At 54.8% G+C, this 17760-nt stretch carries 24 protein-coding genes; 11 read left to right on the top strand and 13 right to left on the bottom strand.

Features of this window, described 5'->3' with window-relative positions; all coding sequences use genetic code 11:
* Positions 1-20 precede the first annotated feature (20 nt).
* From fecE to fecI, 7 genes are all read right to left on the bottom strand, one after another.
* Positions 21-788, bottom strand: coding sequence for a Fe(3+) dicitrate ABC transporter ATP-binding protein FecE (gene fecE, locus CDA56_RS21110; RefSeq protein ID WP_080528718.1), 768 nt, complete (start codon positions 786-788; stop codon positions 21-23).
* Complete coding sequence (fecD, locus tag CDA56_RS21105; RefSeq protein WP_014228930.1) at positions 789-1742, bottom strand: Fe(3+) dicitrate ABC transporter permease subunit FecD; 954 nt, start codon at positions 1740-1742, stop codon at positions 789-791.
* Positions 1739-2737: an iron-dicitrate ABC transporter permease FecC gene (gene fecC, locus CDA56_RS21100; RefSeq protein ID WP_014228931.1), complete on the bottom strand. Its 999-nt coding sequence runs from the start codon at positions 2735-2737 to the stop codon at positions 1739-1741. The genes fecD and fecC overlap by 4 nt, the downstream gene beginning before the upstream one ends.
* Positions 2734-3636 carry a Fe(3+) dicitrate ABC transporter substrate-binding protein FecB gene (locus tag CDA56_RS21095; RefSeq protein ID WP_014838166.1) on the bottom strand — a complete coding sequence of 301 codons (903 nt, stop codon included), beginning with the start codon at positions 3634-3636 and terminating at the stop codon, positions 2734-2736. Before CDA56_RS21095 ends, fecC begins: the two co-directional genes overlap by 4 nt.
* 58 nt (positions 3637-3694) lie before the next feature.
* Positions 3695-6031, bottom strand: a complete 2337-nt coding sequence (gene fecA / locus CDA56_RS21090) for a TonB-dependent Fe(3+) dicitrate receptor FecA (RefSeq protein ID WP_103814029.1) — start codon at positions 6029-6031, stop codon at positions 3695-3697.
* Between the two features lie 98 nt (positions 6032-6129).
* A complete protein-coding gene (fecR, locus tag CDA56_RS21085) occupies positions 6130-7077 on the bottom strand; it encodes a ferric citrate uptake sigma factor regulator FecR (protein ID WP_064358721.1) in 948 nt (315 codons plus the stop codon).
* Positions 7074-7595, bottom strand: coding sequence for a ferric citrate uptake sigma factor FecI (gene fecI / locus CDA56_RS21080; RefSeq protein WP_032749540.1), 522 nt, complete (start codon positions 7593-7595; stop codon positions 7074-7076). Before fecI ends, fecR begins: the two co-directional genes overlap by 4 nt.
* A gap of 259 nt (positions 7596-7854) precedes the next feature.
* Here fecI and CDA56_RS21075 point away from each other — a divergent pair, with 259 nt between their 5' ends.
* The 4 genes from CDA56_RS21075 to CDA56_RS21060 all read left to right on the top strand — a co-directional run bounded on the left by CDA56_RS21075 (position 7855) and on the right by CDA56_RS21060 (position 11223).
* A complete protein-coding gene (locus CDA56_RS21075; protein ID WP_047724074.1) occupies positions 7855-8643 on the top strand; it encodes a class I SAM-dependent methyltransferase in 789 nt (262 codons plus the stop codon).
* Between the two features lie 543 nt (positions 8644-9186).
* Positions 9187-10101 (top strand): kdo(2)-lipid IV(A) palmitoleoyltransferase, encoded by a 915-nt coding sequence (lpxP, locus tag CDA56_RS21070; protein ID WP_004138325.1) that lies wholly within the window; start codon positions 9187-9189, stop codon positions 10099-10101.
* A 90-nt stretch (positions 10102-10191) separates the two neighbouring features.
* Entirely contained in the window at positions 10192-10830 is a 639-nt protein-coding gene (leuE, locus tag CDA56_RS21065; protein WP_025106941.1) for a leucine efflux protein LeuE, read from the top strand.
* A 129-nt stretch (positions 10831-10959) separates the two neighbouring features.
* Positions 10960-11223, top strand: a complete 264-nt coding sequence (locus CDA56_RS21060) for a DUF2534 family protein (RefSeq protein ID WP_004131510.1) — start codon at positions 10960-10962, stop codon at positions 11221-11223.
* 48 nt (positions 11224-11271) lie between these two features.
* Here the strand turns inward: CDA56_RS21060 and CDA56_RS21055 are convergent, their stop codons facing one another.
* The 6 genes from CDA56_RS21055 to CDA56_RS21030 all read right to left on the bottom strand — a co-directional run bounded on the left by CDA56_RS21055 (position 11272) and on the right by CDA56_RS21030 (position 14445).
* Entirely contained in the window at positions 11272-11397 is a 126-nt protein-coding gene (locus CDA56_RS21055) for a hypothetical protein (RefSeq protein WP_086074258.1), read from the bottom strand.
* Between the two features lie 140 nt (positions 11398-11537).
* Entirely contained in the window at positions 11538-11612 is a 75-nt protein-coding gene (yoaJ, locus tag CDA56_RS31700) for a protein YoaJ (protein WP_100248259.1), read from the bottom strand.
* Entirely contained in the window at positions 11612-11713 is a 102-nt protein-coding gene (locus CDA56_RS21045; protein ID WP_004101234.1) for a YoaK family small membrane protein, read from the bottom strand. Before CDA56_RS21045 ends, yoaJ begins: the two co-directional genes overlap by 1 nt.
* A 57-nt stretch (positions 11714-11770) precedes the next feature.
* Positions 11771-12784: a sensor domain-containing diguanylate cyclase gene (locus CDA56_RS21040; RefSeq protein WP_025106942.1), complete on the bottom strand. Its 1014-nt coding sequence runs from the start codon at positions 12782-12784 to the stop codon at positions 11771-11773.
* A gap of 232 nt (positions 12785-13016) precedes the next feature.
* Complete coding sequence (locus tag CDA56_RS21035) at positions 13017-14030, bottom strand: phage integrase (protein ID WP_104011419.1); 1014 nt, start codon at positions 14028-14030, stop codon at positions 13017-13019.
* 115 nt (positions 14031-14145) lie between these two features.
* Entirely contained in the window at positions 14146-14445 is a 300-nt protein-coding gene (locus CDA56_RS21030; protein WP_009486500.1) for a helix-turn-helix domain-containing protein, read from the bottom strand.
* A gap of 121 nt (positions 14446-14566) precedes the next feature.
* On the opposite strand from CDA56_RS21030, the gene CDA56_RS21025 reads away from it, so the two are divergent.
* The 7 genes from CDA56_RS21025 (at position 14567) to CDA56_RS20995 (ending at position 17741) form a co-directional block, all read left to right on the top strand.
* Complete coding sequence (locus CDA56_RS21025) at positions 14567-14845, top strand: regulatory phage cox family protein (RefSeq protein ID WP_104011418.1); 279 nt, start codon at positions 14567-14569, stop codon at positions 14843-14845.
* A gap of 20 nt (positions 14846-14865) precedes the next feature.
* Entirely contained in the window at positions 14866-15084 is a 219-nt protein-coding gene (locus CDA56_RS21020) for a hypothetical protein (protein ID WP_004131515.1), read from the top strand.
* Positions 15085-15099: 15 nt separating this feature from the next.
* Positions 15100-15477 (top strand): hypothetical protein, encoded by a 378-nt coding sequence (locus CDA56_RS21015; protein WP_032432798.1) that lies wholly within the window; start codon positions 15100-15102, stop codon positions 15475-15477.
* Positions 15478-15492: 15 nt separating this feature from the next.
* Positions 15493-15765, top strand: a complete 273-nt coding sequence (locus tag CDA56_RS21010) for a hypothetical protein (RefSeq protein WP_064175400.1) — start codon at positions 15493-15495, stop codon at positions 15763-15765.
* A gap of 68 nt (positions 15766-15833) precedes the next feature.
* A complete protein-coding gene (locus CDA56_RS21005) occupies positions 15834-16058 on the top strand; it encodes a hypothetical protein (RefSeq protein WP_064405322.1) in 225 nt (74 codons plus the stop codon).
* On the top strand, positions 16055-16633 hold the full coding sequence (locus CDA56_RS21000) for a 3'-5' exonuclease (RefSeq protein ID WP_104011417.1): 579 nt from the start codon (positions 16055-16057) through the stop codon (positions 16631-16633). Before CDA56_RS21005 ends, CDA56_RS21000 begins: the two co-directional genes overlap by 4 nt.
* A gap of 97 nt (positions 16634-16730) precedes the next feature.
* The gene (locus tag CDA56_RS20995; protein ID WP_104011430.1) at positions 16731-17741 is read left to right on the top strand and encodes a phosphoadenosine phosphosulfate reductase domain-containing protein; all 1011 of its coding nucleotides are present in this window, start codon (positions 16731-16733) and stop codon (positions 17739-17741) included.
* Positions 17742-17760: the final 19 nt, after the last annotated feature.

Here is a 17760-nt window from a genome sequence, read left to right as displayed (position 1 = left end):
CGCAGCGCGCCTTACCCGGGTTATTTCACCACGCACATCGGGCGCTGCGACACCGGCTCCGGGTGAATCTCCGCCTCCAGGTGAAAAATCTCCCGCAGCATCTCCGGCGTCAGTACCGTTTCCGCCAGGCCCTGAGCCTGCACCCGGCCCCCTTCAAGCACCACCAGATGGTCGCAGTAGCGGCTGGCCTGGTTCAGGTCGTGCAGTACGGTGACCACGGTCTTGCCCATCGTCTGCAGCTCGCGCATCAGCGTCATCAGCGCCACCTGATGATGAATATCCAGCCAGGTCGTTGGCTCATCGAGCAGCACCAGCGGCGTATCCTGCGCCAGCAGCAGCGCCAGAAAAGCCCGCTGCCGCTGGCCGCCGGAAAGGGCGGTCAGCGGTTGTTCCGCCAGCGCAGCGATGCCGGTTCGTTGTAGCGCGCTGTCGACCTGCTGTCGATCCTGCGCGGAAAGCCGCCCCCACAGCGGTAGCCACGGACTCCGGCCGTAGCCGACCAGCTCGCGTACGGTGACGCCTTCCGGAACGTGATGCTGCTGCGGCAGCAGCGCCAGTCGCCGCGCCAGCTGACGGGCGGAGAGGCGGTTTAAGGGGACATCATTGAGCCAGACATCGCCGGCGATGGGCGTCAGGAGGCGAGAGAAACACTTCAGCAGCGTTGATTTACCGCAGCCGTTTGGCCCCAGCAGCGCGGTAATTTTCCCGCTCGGTAGCGTCAGATCGAGATTGTTGATAACGCGCTTGCCGCCATAGCCAGCGGTTAGCTTTTCTATTCGCAGTTCCATTTAACGCATTCTCACAAGAAGCCAGATAAACCAGGGGGCGCCGATAATCGCCGTCAGCACGCCTGCCGGCAGCTCAAGCGGCGGATGCAGCGTTCGCGCCAGCAGATCGGCGAGCAGCAGAACCAGTCCGCCCGTGAGCGCAGAGAGCGGCAATAAACGGCGATGGCGGCCGCCGAAGAGGCGACGCACAAGATGCGGCACCACAAGGCTGATAAAGGCGACAGGACCGCAGACCGCGACGCCGATCGACGCGAGGGCCACCGCCAGCGTTAAGCCGTAGCCGTTAAGCCAGCGTACGTTGACGCCGAGCGTTCCCGCGCGCTCATGGCCTAGCGCCAGCAGGTCGAGATCGCGACTGAGGGCGAAGCTTAAGGGCAGCAAAATCGCCAGCAGGGGCAGGACGATGATGACGAATGCGCCGTCTCTGGCCCACAGGCTTCCGGTCAGCCACAGCAGCGCGTTATTGATCTCCTGTGGCCGCGACAGTAAGAGGTAGTCGGTCACGCTGGCCCAGCAGGCCGACAGCGCGATGCCGGTCAGCGCCAGGCGCATTGGGCGAGAAAAACCGGCAAGGGCGAGCGGTATTACCATCGCCACCATTCCGCCGATAAAGGCCAGCAGCGGCAGCCACGGCAGGGGCAGGGACGGTAAAAACCACAGTGCCGCCACCGAGGTCAGGCTCGCCCCGTGGTTAATGCCCAGAATGTCCGGCGAGGCCAGCGGATTATGCACAATACCCTGAACCAGCGCCCCGGAAACCGCCAGCGCGGCGCCGATAATCAGCGCCAGCACCACGCGCGGCAGGCGATATTGCATAAGGACGTAGTGATACTCGCTGTCCGCATGCCATCCGCTGAGCAGCGCTCGCCACGGCAGTGGGATCGCCCCCATCCGCAGCGAGAACAGGGTTAACAGCGTGAGCGCGAGCCATAAAAACACGATGCGTTGTTTCACCCGCGTCTCCTGACCAGCCAGACAAAACAGGGCCCGCCCGCCAGCGCCAGCACCGCGCCCGCGGGCAGTTCACCCGGCCAGGCCAACGCTCTGGCGAGCATATCCGCCAGCAGCATAAACAGGGCGCCCAGCAGGGCGCTGACCGGCAAAAAAGTACGATGATCGTGACCCGCCCAAAAACGCGCCAGATGCGGGACCAGCAGGCCAACAAAGGCAATCGGTCCGGCGACGCTGACGCTGGCGCCGGTAAGCAGCAACACGGCCGCGTTGATAAGCAGGCGCAGGCGCGGCAAATTCACCCCCAGCGAATGGGCGGCGGTATCGCTGACGTTAAGCAGATTAAGCGCGTTGGCCAGCAGGAATACTCCGGGGGTAATCAGCGCGACAAAAGGGAAAAGCTGCCAGAACTCGGCCCAGCGCACGTGGGAAACGCCGCCCGCAAGCCAGGTAAGAATGCCCCAGGCGCGATCTTCCGCCAGCAGCAGGGTCATTCTGGTCAACGCCATGCATAGCGCCGAGAGAGCAATACCGGCGAGGATCAACCGTTGGCGATCCTGCTGTTGACGCCAGCCGCCGCCGGCGCTCATCACCAGCAGCCAGCTTATTCCGCCGCCGCAGGCGGCAATCAGCGCCAGCGAAAAGCCCGCCAGCGGTGCCGGACTGAATGCGCTGGTCAGCGCCATCGCCAGCGCCGCGCCGCTATTAATGCCGAGCAGTGAAGGCGATGCCAGCGGGTTATGGGTAAGCGTTTGTAATAACGCCCCCGACATTGCCAGCGAGGCGCCGAGCATTACCGCCACCAGGCTGCGGGGCAGGCGCAGATTAAGCACCAGCGCCTCCGCAAGCGAAGGAGACTCAGGCGCCAGCAGGGCGTGAAGGGCGTTGAGCGGCGAAATCGGGATGGGCGAATAGCAGAACAGGCTCAGCCAGAACAGGCCGCTGAGGGCCAGCAGCGGCCATCCCCAGATAAAAAACGCGCGACGGAACGGTTTCATGGCGTGATATCAACCGCCCGGTGGTGGACAATTTTAACCATATCGCTGGCAATACGCTCGGCGGCGAAGATCCCGCGCATCCGCGCCCAGCTGTTGCTGTCGACGGCGGCGACCTGCCCTTTCTGCTCGGCCTGCAGCATTGGCCACAGGGAGTCCTGCTGCCATTTTTTCACGATACTTTCAGTACGGTAATGAGCGACCAGCAGCCATTGCGGATTCAGGGCCAGCAGCTGTTCGAAATTTATCGCCGCCATCGGCGCGCCGCCGATTGGCGGCGGAACCTTCAGGCCAAGCGCCGTCAGCACGCTGCCGGTATAAGTTTGCGTTGAGTGAAGATTAAACTGCTGTTCGCGAGAGGTACCAAACAGCACGCTGGCGCCAGCCGGCAGCTGTCGGGAAAACGCCGCCATTTTTTGCCGATGCAGCGCCAGACGCTGCTGCATCTCCTTATCCTTACCCACTACTTTGCCGATAATCGCCGCTGACTGCAGGTTCTCCTCCCAGGTTTCATTGCGCGATTTCAACAGCAGCACCGGGGCAATTTGCCTCAGGGCGGCGTAAATTCCGGCATGGCGACTGCTATCGGCGACGATCAGATCGGGATGCAGCGCGCTGATAGCCTCCAGCGAGGGTTGGGCGCGGGTGCCCACCGACTGCCAGGGCTTCAGACGTGCGCGTACGTCCGCCAGAATACGCGACGGATCGTTGTCATCGGCCACGCCTGTCGGGCTAACGTCAACCGCCGCCAGCGCGTCGACAAAGGAGAGTTCAAGCACGACGATGCGCTGCGGCGTTTTATCAAGCGTAAAGCGACCGCGCTCATCCTGTACGGTGGCGGCAAAGAGCGGGCCCGCCAGAAACAGCAGGCTGAAAATACACAGACGAACAAGGCTAAACATTATTCACTCCAGCTTGCCGGACAGGGCGCGAATAGCGCTGTCCGGCAACGCTCTATCATCAGAACTTCATTGATCCTTGCAGGTACAGCGTGCGCGGCTGACCGGCGTAAAGCCCTTTGTTGTTATCGTCGTACGAGCGGGTGTAATACGCATGGTCGAAGATGTTTTTCACCCCCAGCGCGAGGTTGAGATTGGCCATCTGCGGGCCAAAGTCATAGGCCACGCGAGCGCCCCACAGCATATAGCCGGGAATGCGGCCGGTGCTGCCATCGGCGCTTTCGGCAACGGTATTGGCGTTATCGGCAAACTGGCTCGACTGGAAGTCGCCGTTGAGGTTAAACGTCCAGTTGCCGGGCTTGTAATCGACGCCAAAGGTGCCTTTGTGCTTCGGCGAGAAGGGAACCTGGTTACCGTAGGTGTCGCCTTTCTCGCGGATTTCAGCATTGACGTACGCATAGCTGGCGTAGACAGAGAGATTATCAAGCGCGGGTGAAAGCTCGCCGAGGGCGTAACGGGTTTGCGCTTCCAGGCCGCTATGACGGGTTTTACCCCGGGCGCTGACCGTGTCATTGGTCTGGTTGGAATCGTACTGATTGTTGAAGTTAATCAGGAACAGCCCCATCTCTGCGGTCAGCGCGCCGTCGTCGTAGCGGGTGCCGACTTCCCAGGTTCGCGCTTTTTCCGGTTCCACATTGCCGCTTTGCACAGCCTTGCCAATCTGGCTGTACTGTACGGTGCCGAATGAGCCTTCTGTGTTGGCATAAAGATTCCAGCTGTCGGTGAGGTGATAAAGAACATTCAGCGCCGGGAGCGGGGCGTTATAGCTGACCCGTTCGCGGGTGCCCAGCAGATTATTGTCCTGATAAGACTCAATGTGCTCAAAGCGCATACCTGGCGTAATCGTCCAGTTGCCGATATCCACGCGATCGTCGATATACCAGGCGTGGGCTTCGGTGCCGGAACGGGTATCGCGATCGTACGGACTGGCGGTGCTGGGCAGCTCGCCGCTGGTGGTCGCGGTGTAGTAACGCATCTCGTGGGTCGATTCGTTGACGTAGCGATAGCCGACGCCGACTTCGTGGGCGGATGGGCCGATCATAAAGCTTTGGCTGTAGCGCGGCTCGATGCCGCGGACCCAATATTCGCGCGGGGAGAGGGTAATGCGCTTACCCTGTTCCAGGTAGCCGCTGCGCAGGGTATGGGTATAGAACCCCTGAATATTAAATTTATGCTGCGCATCCGGCTGGTACTGGTAGCCGAGGCTGGCGAGCTGGCGGCGCCCCCAAAAGCGGTCATAAGGACGCGTGGACTGCCAGCGGTCGGCGTTGTAGTCGGCGCGGGAGAGGCCGCCGGGCATATCGGCTTCGCCGTCATAGTATTGCAGCAGGCTGTTAAAGGTATGGACTTCGTTGGGCGCGTATTTGCTTTTCAGCATCACATCATCAATCCGCGTGGCGCTGTGTTCGCGCCAGTCGCTGCCCCGGGTGCCGGAGTAAAGCAGGGCGGATCCGAAACCGTTGTCCGCCGTGCCGCCGATCGCGAGGTTATGCGTCTCTTTCGGGTTGTTTTGCGAAGAGATGGGGCTGAGCTGCCCTTCAATGCCGCCCTGAATGCCAAAATCCTCGGGGATGGCGCGGGTGACGAAGTTCACCACGCCGCCGACGCTCTGCGGCCCGTAGCGCACCGCGCCGCCGCCGCGCACGACATCGATGGCGTCCATATTGCCGAGCGAGACCGGCGCCAGCGAAAGCTGCGGCTGGCCGTAGGGGGCAAAGGGAACCGGGATACCGTCCATCAGCACCGTGGAACGGCTGGCAAGCCGCGGGTTGAGGCCACGAATACCGAAGTTCATCGCCAGGTCGTGACTGCCGGTGCCGGTATTTTCCGGCGCGTTGACGCCGGGGATCCGGTTCAGCACTTCGCGCATCGTGGCGGCGCCGGTTTTGGCGAAATCCTCCCGACGGATCACGTCGCGGGCGCCGGCGTGCTCAAAGACATCGTTTTCGCGCGCGTCGCCAAGCCAGTCCCCGACGACGGTGAGGGTGGATTCTGCACTGACGGACGCGGGCTCCAGCTCCAGGGTCCAGACGTTCTTGCCCAGCGGCTTGAGCCGTAATCCGCTGCCGTTCAGCAGCCTGCGTAAACCCTCTTCGGTTTCAAAGCTGCCGTGCAGGCCCGGACTATGCTTGCCGCGCGTCAGGCTGGCGTCGGCGGAAAGCGTGATACCGCTGCGGGCGGCATATTGGTTCAGGGCGTGATCTAACTCCCCGGCGGCAATATCATACTGCGCGGCGGCGAATACCGGCGCGGCAGCCAGCCCCGCTAGCGGCAGCAGGCTTAAACGGATTGCCATCACCAGAGGCATCGGTTTGCGTAAAACGCGTAAAGGCGTCATCTCTTCTCCACCATCGTTTTTGGTTATATTCATCAGATAAGTCGAACGAGCAGGGGAAAAGGGACAATAGAGAATGAGAATTTTTTCGATTTTTTTTCTCAGGCCGGAACGAGCGTGACCCAGTAGCGGGTGACAGACCGCAATGTAATCGGCAGCGTTTGCGCGATAACCTGCAGAATGGCATCAGGATCGCCCAGCGGAAAGGTGCCGGTCAGGCGTAAATCGGCCACGGCGGGATCGCAGCGCAGCACTCCGGAGCGATAGCGGGCGAGGGTTTCGACCACTTCGCTCAGCGGGGCGTCGCGGAAGGTCAGCACGCCCCGGATCCAGCTATCCTCGCCGCCGTTGAGCTTAACCAGGGTGGCGAAGCGATCGCGGGTAAACCACAGGCTTTCCCCGGCGTTAACGCGTTGGGCGCTGCCGGACGGTAAAACCACTTCTACGGCATGCTGCTGTACCGCCAGCCGGGTGCCGCCGGCAAACTGACGGACGGTGAATTCGGTCCCGAGCGCGGTGAGAGTGCCTTCCCGCGTTTGCACCCGAAAAGGCCGCTGCCGGCTGTCGTGAGCGGTCCTGATGGCGATTTCGCCGTAGCGTAAATGAACCATGCGCTGCCGCGCGTCAAAACGGACGTCGGCGGCACTTTCGCTATTCAGCGTCAGCAGCGAACCGTCGGCAAGCCGCTGCGGGCGCGGTATCCCTTTCGCCGTCCGGTAGTCGGCGCGGAGGCCCTCCGCCAGCTCGGACTCCCAGAGCCGCCAGCTGCCTCCGGCCGCCAGCAAAAGCATCAGCCCTTTCAGCACGTGGCGACGCGCCAGACGGCTATCGTGAAGAGCACGGCTGGCCAGCCCGCCCGGCAGTTGCCCCATCTGCTGACGCAGGTTTTCTACCTGCTGCCACGCCCACTGATTTTCGTTGTTTTGCTCATACCACTGCTGCCAGCGGGCCTCCTGCTGCGGACTGACGCGCCCATCGCTGAGGACCGCGTACCAGTGCGAGGCGGAACGCAGCGCCTGACGACGGGATTCGCTTAGCGTCGGTTTCACAGGCCATTCTCCAGACGGAACAGCAGGCAGTGCTCGGTGGCTTTCGCGATATATTTCTTAACCGAACTGATGGAAACCGCCAGGCGGCTGGCGATATCGGCGTAGGTCAGCCCTTCAAGCTGCGAGAGCAAAAACGCTTCCCGGGCTTTTGCGTTAAGCCCGTCCAGCATGGCATCAATCTGCTGTAACAGTTCGAGCTGGCTCTGCCGTAGCTCCGGTGAGGGAGAGAGCTCTGGCGGTAGCTGAGAGAGCATGTCGAGCCAGGCGCGCTCCAGGGCGTTGCGGCGGAACAGGTCGATCATCACCCGTTTAGCAATCGTGCAGAGAAAAGATTTTGGATCGCGAATCGTCAACAGCGACTCGCCGGCCATAATTCGGACAAAGGTGTCCTGCGCTACGTCGTCGGCGTCATAAGCGGATTGCAACTTATGGGTAAGCCATTTTTTCAGCCAGCCATGATGGTCGCTATAGAGCGAGGCAAGCGTCAGCGGAGAGGCGATGGCGGAAGAAGGTGACATAGCCAGGTTCAGGAGAGTTGATCAATACGGCATATGTTAATATGAGAATGGTTATCATTTCAATAAAGCGCGGCAGAGATAAGGGCCATATAGACTCATAGTAACGATAAGTGATTGTTAAATATTGAATAGATTTTTCCCCTCATTGCATCATTTCTTTCCCTTTCTGCTTAATGCAAATAAAATTCATTATCATTATTCCCTCCTTAACCTTAATGTTGTATTTATAATGCATCTTATGGAGAGTGAGGAAAGTCAAATGAACGCAAGCGAAAAAGCCGGACATACGTTTTTGGCAAGCCTGGGGAAAACCCGCTTACGCCCCGGCGGCATTGAAGCCACAGAGTGGCTATTTCAGCAGGCGGGTTTTACCGCCGACAGTAAAGTTCTGGAGGTAGCCTGTAATATGGGGACAACCTCTATTGAGCTGGCGCAGCGTTTTCGCTGCAGCGTTTACGCCATCGATATGGATAAAGACGCGCTGGCGAAAGCCCGGCAAAATATCGTTCGCGAAGGTGTGGATCATCGGGTGATAGTGATGGAGGCGAATGCCGCTCGGCTGCCATTTGCCGATGCAACGTTTGATATGGTGATAAATGAAGCGATGCTCACCATGTATGCGGATAAAGCCAAAGAGAAACTGGTGGCGGAATATTTTCGCGTTCTTAAGCCCGGCGGTCGTTTGCTGACGCACGATATCATGTATACGCAGGATGCGCTGGGAGAGGACGCCCGGCGGCAGCTGCAGGGGGTGGTGAAATCCCACGTCAGCCCGCTGAGCGCCGCCGCCTGGCAGACGCTTTTCCAACGGACCGGCTTTGACGCCGTAAGCATTCATCATGGACCGATGTCGCTGATGTCGCCGCGAGGGTTGATGAAAGATGAAGGTTTTAAACAGGCGCTAAAAATTGTCGGCAATGGTTTGTTGAAGCGCGAGAATCGTCCGAGATTTTTATCTATGTTGCGTTTTTTTCAACGTCATAAAAGGCATTTGAACTTTATTGCCTGCTGTTCTGTTAAAGCAACGGAGGTAAAAAGTCTGAAATAACCCACCGGCGATATGGATAATTGTCGATAAATATTAATTATTGTCAGGAAAGTAAAATAAGCTGATTCTTATTTTAGTCATTTCTCTGACACTCATTTTTAATATTGCTATTTTATGTCAGTGAGGCTTATGGAAGATAAAGGAATAGCCTGTCCGCAAACGTTGTGAAAAGGATAACAGAAAGCAGAGGCTACCCCGACCTCATCTGGATGCAGCCGTACCTCGACGCGGCTTCAGCTGCGGCCTGCGGGTTACCACAGCGACGTTCTGGTTGGAAAAGACGCATACTTTATGTTGAATGCTTAGCGCGTTAATCATTCTTGTGGTGGATATTTGAGGTTTATTATTCACTTTTTTATTTACATTTTGTTACAGGTGTGCTGGTATTGTGTTTTTTTCTGTTGGCCTCTTTTTTTACTTGCCGGAGTGAATTTACCAGGATTATTATTGTCTGAACTGCTACACGTACCGCCTAATGACAGATGAAGGGACTCGTTTTTTCCTTAAGCGTTACCTCATGTTCTAATGTTTACAGGAAAAAACATGTCTTACGCTTTTAATAAAAAACTTCTTCATCCCCGTAATTGGGGGACCTGGTTTGGTCTGGGCGTGCTCTGGCTCATCGTCCAGCTTCCTTATCCCGTCTTGCATCTTATCGGTACCAGCGCCGGTCGCGCATCCCGGCGCTTCCTGAAACGCCGTGAGCATATCGCCAGACGCAATCTCGAACTTTGCTTTCCCACCATGTCGCCCGCGGCGCGCGAAAAGCTTATCGAACAGAACTTCATGTCGCTAGGGATGGGTCTGATTGAAACAGGGATGGCATGGTTCTGGAGCGATGAGCGTGTTAAGAAATGGTTTGACGTGGAAGGTATGGTCAATCTCAATAATGCTCTGAGCGAACAAAAAGGCGTGATGGTCGTTGGCGTCCACTTTATGTCGCTTGAACTGGGTGGCCGTACGATGGGGCTGTGTCGTCCGATGATGGCGACCTACCGTCCGCATAATAGCCCGTTAATGGAGTGGGTGCAGACGCGCGGTCGTTTGCGCTCGAACAAGGCGATGATTGACCGTCGTAATTTATCCGGTCTGGTACATGCCTTAAAGTCGGGTGAAGCGGTGTGGTTTGCGCCGGATCAGGACTACGGCCCGAAGGGGAGCGTATTTGCTCCGTTCTTCTCGGTACAGCAGGCAGCAACGACCAACGGTACCTACGTACTCTCTCGTTTGTCGGGCGCGAAAATGCTCACCATCAGCATGGTGCGTAAAGCGGACCGCAGAGGTTATAGCCTGCACATCAGCGACGTCATGAGCGACTATCCTGGCGAAGATAAACAGGATGCGGCAAGCTATATCAACAAGGTTATTGAGAAAGAGATCCTGCGCGCGCCGGAGCAATACCTGTGGGTTCACCGCCGCTTTAAAACCCGTCCGCTGGGCGAAACTTCGCTCTATTAAGCCCTCCGCACTCGCGGCGCTTTCAAAATGGTCCCGGTTGCGTTAACGTGCGCGGGATCATATTTTTTGTTGTAAGCGAAGGAGTGCGTTGTGTTCGCTGAGTTTGGTGTATTGAATTACCTGACCTATCTGGTCGGCGCTATCTTTATCATCCTGGTTCCCGGCCCGAATACCTTTTTTGTCCTCAAGACCGGCATCGCCCACGGCGTTAAAAAAGGGTATCTGGCGGCGGCAGGCGTGTTTATTGGCGATGCGGTGCTGATGTTTCTGGCTTTTGCCGGCGTCGCGACGCTCATCAAGACTACGCCGGTGCTGTTCAATATCGTGCGTTACCTGGGGGCGATTTATCTGCTGTGGATGGGCGGCAAGATGCTCTACGCGGTGTTAACCCAGCGTGATGGTCATTCGTCTGCTGATTCCGAGCCGGGCAGCGCGATTCTCAAACGTTCGCTGACCCTTAGCCTGACGAATCCAAAAGCGATTCTTTTTTATGTCTCATTCTTCGTGCAGTTTATTGACGTCAGCGCCAAAACGCCCGGGCTGGCGTTCTTTATTCTGGCGCTGACCCTGGAGATAATCAGCTTCATCTATATGAGCTTTTTGATCCTCTCCGGCTCTTTCGTTACGCGTTACGTGAAGACGAAAAAGAAGCTGGCGAAAATCGGCAACAGTCTGATAGGCCTTGTGTTTGTCGGTTTTGCCGCCCGTCTGGCGACGCTCCAGTCGTAATCGTTGGGGGCCGGTACGCGGGACCGGCCCTATAGTGACTGTCACTGCCTCGTAACAAAATCCCTTCAATTTTGATTGCATTGGTGTTACATATACAGCCGATTATCGCTCAGAAAAAAGGGAACCCGGATGATTCTGCAGAAACTCACCAGCAATAAAAACAGCAAGAAGTTCTTTTTGTCGATCGCGGCGATCTTTGCCATCGCGCTTATCGTGGTTGGGCGCGCCACCTTTGGCGGCGTGGTGAGTGAATACAATATGCCGTATTCAGAATGGACGACGTCAATGTTCTTCCTGCAGGGGGCAATGGTCACGGTTTACAGCATTGTGTTTACGCTGCTGTTTTCCATCCCGCTGGGTTTCCTCTTTTTAGGTTCCGACCGCCGGGACTAATTTCATGCAATAAGGCGAACCGAAGTTCGCCTTATTATGTTTCCACGGCTATCGCCAGTCTCTGTCGTCATGATGATGGTGGCGGTGTTGATGGTGATAGCCTGGGTCGACAATACATCCCGATAACAGCGTGCAAAGCGCGAGAATCAACGGCAACACGATCGGTTTTTTCATTTCTCACTTCTCCAGTTAAATCCGTGCGCAAAAACGGGCATGCGCCATCGGCTGATGAGGTGAGTGTATGCTTTTAACTTATTGAGTAGATGAGATAACTCTGCAATCCTTGCCGAAAAGACGCGCGAATAATCCTGGATTTACCACCAGCCCAATTGCGTACCCGCCACGGCAACGATGGCGACAATAAGCATAATTATGGTGCTTTTTTTCATTACGCTCCGCCTGGTGCCGCATAGCCGCCGACAAAAAACCAGCCCAGAAAAACCACGGCGACGATAAAAATAGCCACCGGAAATAGAATACCCAGTCTCATTATTGAGCCCCTGTAAGTGCGAGTCGTGTCGACTATGATACGGGATTTCACCGTAGATTAGTCAATATGAAAAAAACGCCCCTGACGGCGAGACTGCTTATCCTGATACATCGCCTCATCGGCGGCGCGCAGCGCCAGTTCTACGTCGATCTGCCAGGGGTCGGCTTCAATCACCCCAAAACTGGCGCCGGGGTAGTTAATCCGGTGTTCGCCAAGGAAATAGATCCCCGCCAGCGCTTGACGTAACGCGGCGATATACTCCTGCTGGTCGGCTGAATCGGGACCCGGACCGACAATTAAAAACTCATCGCCGCCGAGACGACCTACAATATCGCCGCTGCGCACGCGTGCGGCCAGGCGTTCTCCGATCTGAATCAAAAAGCTGTCGCCGCACGGGTGGCCGAATCGATCGTTGATTGCTTTGAAATCATCGAGATCGATAAAAATCAGCAGCACGCTGCGCTGCTGTTCCCGGGCCTGCGAAAACTGTGCGGCAAGATGCTTAAACAGCGAGCGGCGATTCGGCAAACCCGTAAGCTCGTCGGTATACGAATGCATCTCCAGGGCGACGTTAGCCGCCCGAAGCTGCTGTACCAGCGTCTCTTTCTCAACGTAATGGGAGATGAGGTTGGCAAACAGATTCATCACCTGCTCACCCTCAATGTTATAGGGCTGTCTTGCCCGGCTGGTGGCGCACAGCGTGCCGAATAATGAGCCGTCGGTCAGGCGCACGGGAATGCTGAAAAAGGTGGCGATCCCCAAATCCTGGGCGGCGAGACACGAACGCCAGCGCTCGGCAACATCGTTGCTAAAAATGCAGCGGTCGTCCAGCGCGCGTTTGCACAGCGAGTCGTTCCACGGGACGGAGAACCCTTCGGGGATCTGCATTTCGCTGCTGTTGTGCGCGTACATAATATGCTGGCGCTGCGCGTCGAAGTCGATACGAGTCAGGTAGGTAGATTCCATTCGGGTAACCAGCTCCAGCATCTCAAGCAGCTGTCGCACCAGGGTTTCGAGGGAGTGTTCATTAGCGAGCGTTTGCGACACGCGAGCGAGAATAAAATCGGACATGAGAAATACGGCTCCCGAATGCTAATCGTCACTACCAGCAAATGATGCTAAAAAACAATCAGCGCAGAATTAACAGAGATACACAAAATTTAACACATCTGGGGGGAGAATACCTGCATCCGCGGCGGGAAAAAAAGCCCCGTCGGGTGCGTTAGCCGCCCCAGATGCTACGGCTTTCAACGGTGCAATGCGGGGTTGCGCGGCACGCAAGACCATTGAAAGCCATATTTACCTACCTAAGTGTGGACATAATGTGGACATTTTCCGCATCAGCGCCACCTCTCAGCGGGTTAAGTGAGATTGCGTCCTGGAGGTATTCGGGCGCAAAGTGAGCGTAGGCCATAGTTTGCTCAATTCGGGCGTGCCCGAGGATCCTTTGTAGCGTTATGATGCTTCCCCCATTAATCATAAAGTGCGTCGCGAAACTGTGGCGTAGTGCATGCGTCGCCTGCCCGGTCGGAAGATCAGGTTTTACCTCCCTAAGTATCTGCCTGAAGTCAGAATACGACGCCTTACCAAATAACAACCCTCGCTTACCATCTGCTATGAGTTTTGCCACTTCCGCTGAAACTGGAACAGTCCGCTGCTTGTTACTCTTGGTTTTAACGAACGTCACACGGTTCTGTATGATGTTTTCTGCCTTGAGTCGAGCCGCTTCACCCCAACGAGCACCTGTACTCAAACAGAGAACGGCTATCTTCTTGTTGTCGCCATCCAGTCTAAAGAGCAAGTGCTTGATTTCGTCCTCTGTCAGATAGCCAGTTTCGGGGACTTCTTCTTTCAGCTTCTTCCTGCCCCTGATCGGATGTTCACCCGAGAACAACTCGGCCTCGATAAGCGCTGTGAACATGCCACTGATGCTGTTTAGGTCACGGTTAATGGTAGAAGCTTTAATGCCCTGACTTCTTCTTGCCGCGTAATACTGACTAATCAGCGCTTTCGTAATCTGAAAAGCACAAGGATCGTCGGTAATCCTGCAAAAAATATCTAACTTGTTGCGGTTTATCCTACCGTGCTCCTCATGCTTGCCTTTCAAATTCCACCAAAGCTGTATCAGTTCAGACAGATGCCGCTTATCCGTCGGTTTTGATAACCATTCTTTGGTGTGATGGTTGAACTGAGTATGCTTCTCGAAAGCTACCGCTTCACTTCTCTTATCAAACTTCCTGCGGATACGCTTTCCATTGCGACCAGCAGGCCTGATGTCCACTTCATATCGACCATCATCGAGTTTCTTAATAGTCATAAGAAAACCCTCCGATGGGTGCGCTTGCCTTTAGGCCTCAACGCGTTGCAATTATGTGATGAATACTTTTCGACCAATAATAGACATTTGAAATGTATGTAAGCCTGGTTAATTGTTAACCAGTCTTTTGGTCTGAGTGCTGCGAGGTTGTTAAGTCTTGCCCAAAGTGTGCGAGGGCCGGTGCGATTTGACCGGATTCAGGGGACACCTGATCGGTCATAAACCAAAGAGCGTATTTACAGAATCGGGGGTGTTGGAGAATTTTCATCGCTATGTCGGTAGGGGGTATGGTCCTTCCGCTTTCATAATATGTGAGTGAGCTGTAAGGAACTCCTGTAATTTCAGCAAATTGCTTTCTGTTAAGTCTCTCGGACTCGCGAATCAACGCAAGCTTCTCACTAATAGCTGTTGACATGTTATCAAGATCCTCTAATATCTTCGGTATTCTCTACTGCTGTTCGATATTCTCTAAAAGCACTAAGGCACATTAGAGAACATTGAAGCCCATTGGTTAGATCTAGATAAGAGGTTATCAGATGAACAAAAAAATTGTCAGTAGCAGCGATGCCATCCCGTATCAGGAGTTTGCGAAAATTATTGGTAAAACTCCGGCAGCCGTAAGAGGAATGATCGAGAAAGGGAAGCTTCCTGTAATCGAGATGACCGATCCCCAGTCTACTTCTGGCCGTGCGGGCGAGTACTGGGTTTACCTTCCAGCCTGGAACAACGGCATGAAACTGGCCTACGAAAGTCGTTCAAAGGAGATCAGGGAAGGGTGGTTGATGTGGCTTGGTCTCGGTGAGCCAGGTCGATAGCCGGTTTCAGGGGAGGAAACATGAAGAACGGTAGCCGCGGATCAGTATCACAGCTCAATAGCAAAACCAGCCTCTACTGTGGTTTTACTATTCTGAAACTCCCACGCAAAAAACCGTACAACCGCCAGCGCTATCAAATTACGCACACAGGCCATTATTACGGCATTGACTTTGCTTTATCAGAAGCATGCCGAACGATTGACAGAATCATGAGTAAAAAGCGGTTTATTGCTTTTTAATCTCTGGGGGCGAAAATGAAACTCGAATATGCAGACAAAATTAACTCGCTTTTACAATGCTTCCATTTCAATAAAGAGTTTCTGGAATGGAATCATGATTACTCTCTCCAGCTTTTACGCCACGGCGTATCCCACCTTTATCATTTCGCAATGCTTCAAGGCGAGAATGATGAATGCACTCTTGAAGAACTCCGCAACATCATTATTTCCGTGACCGATGGTGATATCCCTAAACCATACGACCTGCTATCTCTGGACGCAGAGCAACTGAAGAAGGCTATGAAGTTTGTTCAGCCGCAGGCGGTAACCGTAGAAGTTACCCCGGAGATCTTGGAACACCTAAAACTGGGAGCTAGAGCCTCCTGGCGGCTGGAGCCCCCTCGCTTTAACTGATCATCGGAGTACGTCATGTTCACCGAAGAAAAAACATCTTGGGAACAGGAAATGCTGATTCGAGAAGCAGTGGAAAGTGCCGAGCAGGGGTTCACTGTACATCTAAAAAATGGTGCTCGTATCACCATTAGTTCAAATAGCCCGTCTAAAGATTTAATAATTTACGGGCTCGAAAAAGCCATTCGCGGTAACCACGATCGCGCGCGAATGACCTTTATTGATTTCATGTATTACTGGCATGAAAGGATATTTAAGCAGATTAAAAGAAAACCGCGTCCAAACAATTAATTAACCCGATTTAAAAATAACGGAATTCACTTTGCCGGGGATTCGTTTTGCCTTTTTCAGGAGGTCGCATGTCGATCACGTCAATAAAACTGGATGGCGGAATTAGCGATCCAGAGTTTGTGGAAATAAGCACCAACGCACGGAAACGCGAGCGCGCTCACCTGCTGGGCCTGCTGCGTATTTTTGTCGGCCAGCTGAAAAAGGAAAGCGCCACCCCGGAAGAGATTTATTCATCAATCGAACAGTGGGCCAACGCCCGCGAATTAACCATCACTGAGGAAAGCAAACAATGAACCATTTAATGATTGATATTGAAACGCTCAGCACCCAGCCGAATGCGGTAATTTGCGCGATTGGCGCGGCCTTCTTCGAACCGTCAACCGGAAAAATCGGCCCCTCGTTCTATCAGACCATTGATCCGCGCACCTCGCAGAATCGCGGCGCTCACATCTCCGCCGACACGGTGATGTGGTGGCTCAGGCAGGATAAAGAACCTATCAGCGAGCTGGTAGGCGCGAAGTCGCATGAAATTGAGGTGATGTTGGATTTCGCCAAATTCATTGAAGGCGCTTTCCCTGAAACCACGAAAAAGAATCTGAAGGTCTGGTGCGAGGGCGGTTCGTTTGATTTTCCGATCCTCAAATCTGCTTTTGAACGCTCATCGCTCGAAGGCGTTCCTATGCTGCCGTGGAATTTCTGGAATGAATGCTGTTTCCGTTCTCTGCTGACCATTGCCGGTACCATCGGCTACGTTCCCCACCCGCGACGCACGGTTGCACACAACGCTTTAACCGATGCCGTTTATCAGGCTGAGCAAGTTTGCGAAATCTGGCAGCGCCTGACTTCTCCTCACATTGAATCACTGTAAGGACTGCTATGCATTCGCATCTATCAGCTGCTTACAGGATGTCGCTAAAGGTGAAAGCCATGACTGTACATTTCCGGAGATAGAAATCATGAGGCCAATGACAGCTATTGATCCGCGCTGCTTTGCTTCCAGTACTATTAACACAATCAGTATTTCAGGTGGAAAGGATAGCCTCGCGCAGTGGCTCCGGGCCATTGAAAACGATGTTCCACATATTTCCGTCTTTGCTGATACGGGCCATGAGCACCCTCAAACGATGGAATACCTCGATTACCTGGAATCAAAGCTAGGTAAGGTTATTCGCGTTAAGGCTGATTTCACCAGGCGTATAGAAGGCAAACGAAAATTCATTGCTGAAAAGTGGCCTGTCTCTTTGGTTCAGGAGTGCGGAATGTCGCCAGATGAGGCCGCAGAACGCATTCATCGCGCGCTGGAGATTCTTAACCCAACCGGTATCCCATTTCTTGATTTGTGCATGTGGAAAGGCCGGTTCCCTTCAACAAAGGTGCGCTTCTGCACGTTTGAGCTGAAACATGAGCCAATAAGAACACAGATTATTGTTCCTGCCTTAAATGAATATGACGAGGTAGTCAGCTGGCAGGGTGTCAGAGCGCAGGAATCACCGGAACGTGCTTTGCTGCCTGTCTGGGAGGAAGACGCAGATAACACACCGGGTTTGCATGTATATCGCCCGATCCTTAATTGGTTGCATGAAGATGTGTTCGCCCTTGCCCGGCGTCATGGCATCAAGCCTAACCCGCTTTACCTGCAAGGCTGTAGCCGCGTCGGCTGCATGCCTTGCATTCACGCCCGTAAGTCTGAACTGGCGGAGATATTCCAGCGCTGGCCTGAAGAGGTCCGCCGAGTAGCTGAATGGGAAAGACTCGTAGCGGAATGTTCACGCCGTGGCAATTCGACGTTCTTCCCATCCACGCATGACCCGCGCCGAGCTGAAAAGCGAATTGAAGTTGTCACCGTTGATGCTTATGGAATTGAGTCTTATCGCGACTGGGCTTTAACCACGCGTGGCGGAGTGCAGTTTGATCTACTGGCGGCCGCCAACGATAAGACTGTATGCAGCAGCGTTTATGCCGGGGTATGCGAATGATTATTCACCCTAACGTGTA

Source organism: Klebsiella michiganensis, assembly GCF_002925905.1.
GTDB lineage: Bacteria > Pseudomonadota > Gammaproteobacteria > Enterobacterales > Enterobacteriaceae > Klebsiella > Klebsiella michiganensis.
The sequence above is the reverse complement of the archived record's forward strand: the minus strand, read 5'-3'. Positions and strand labels throughout refer to the sequence as shown.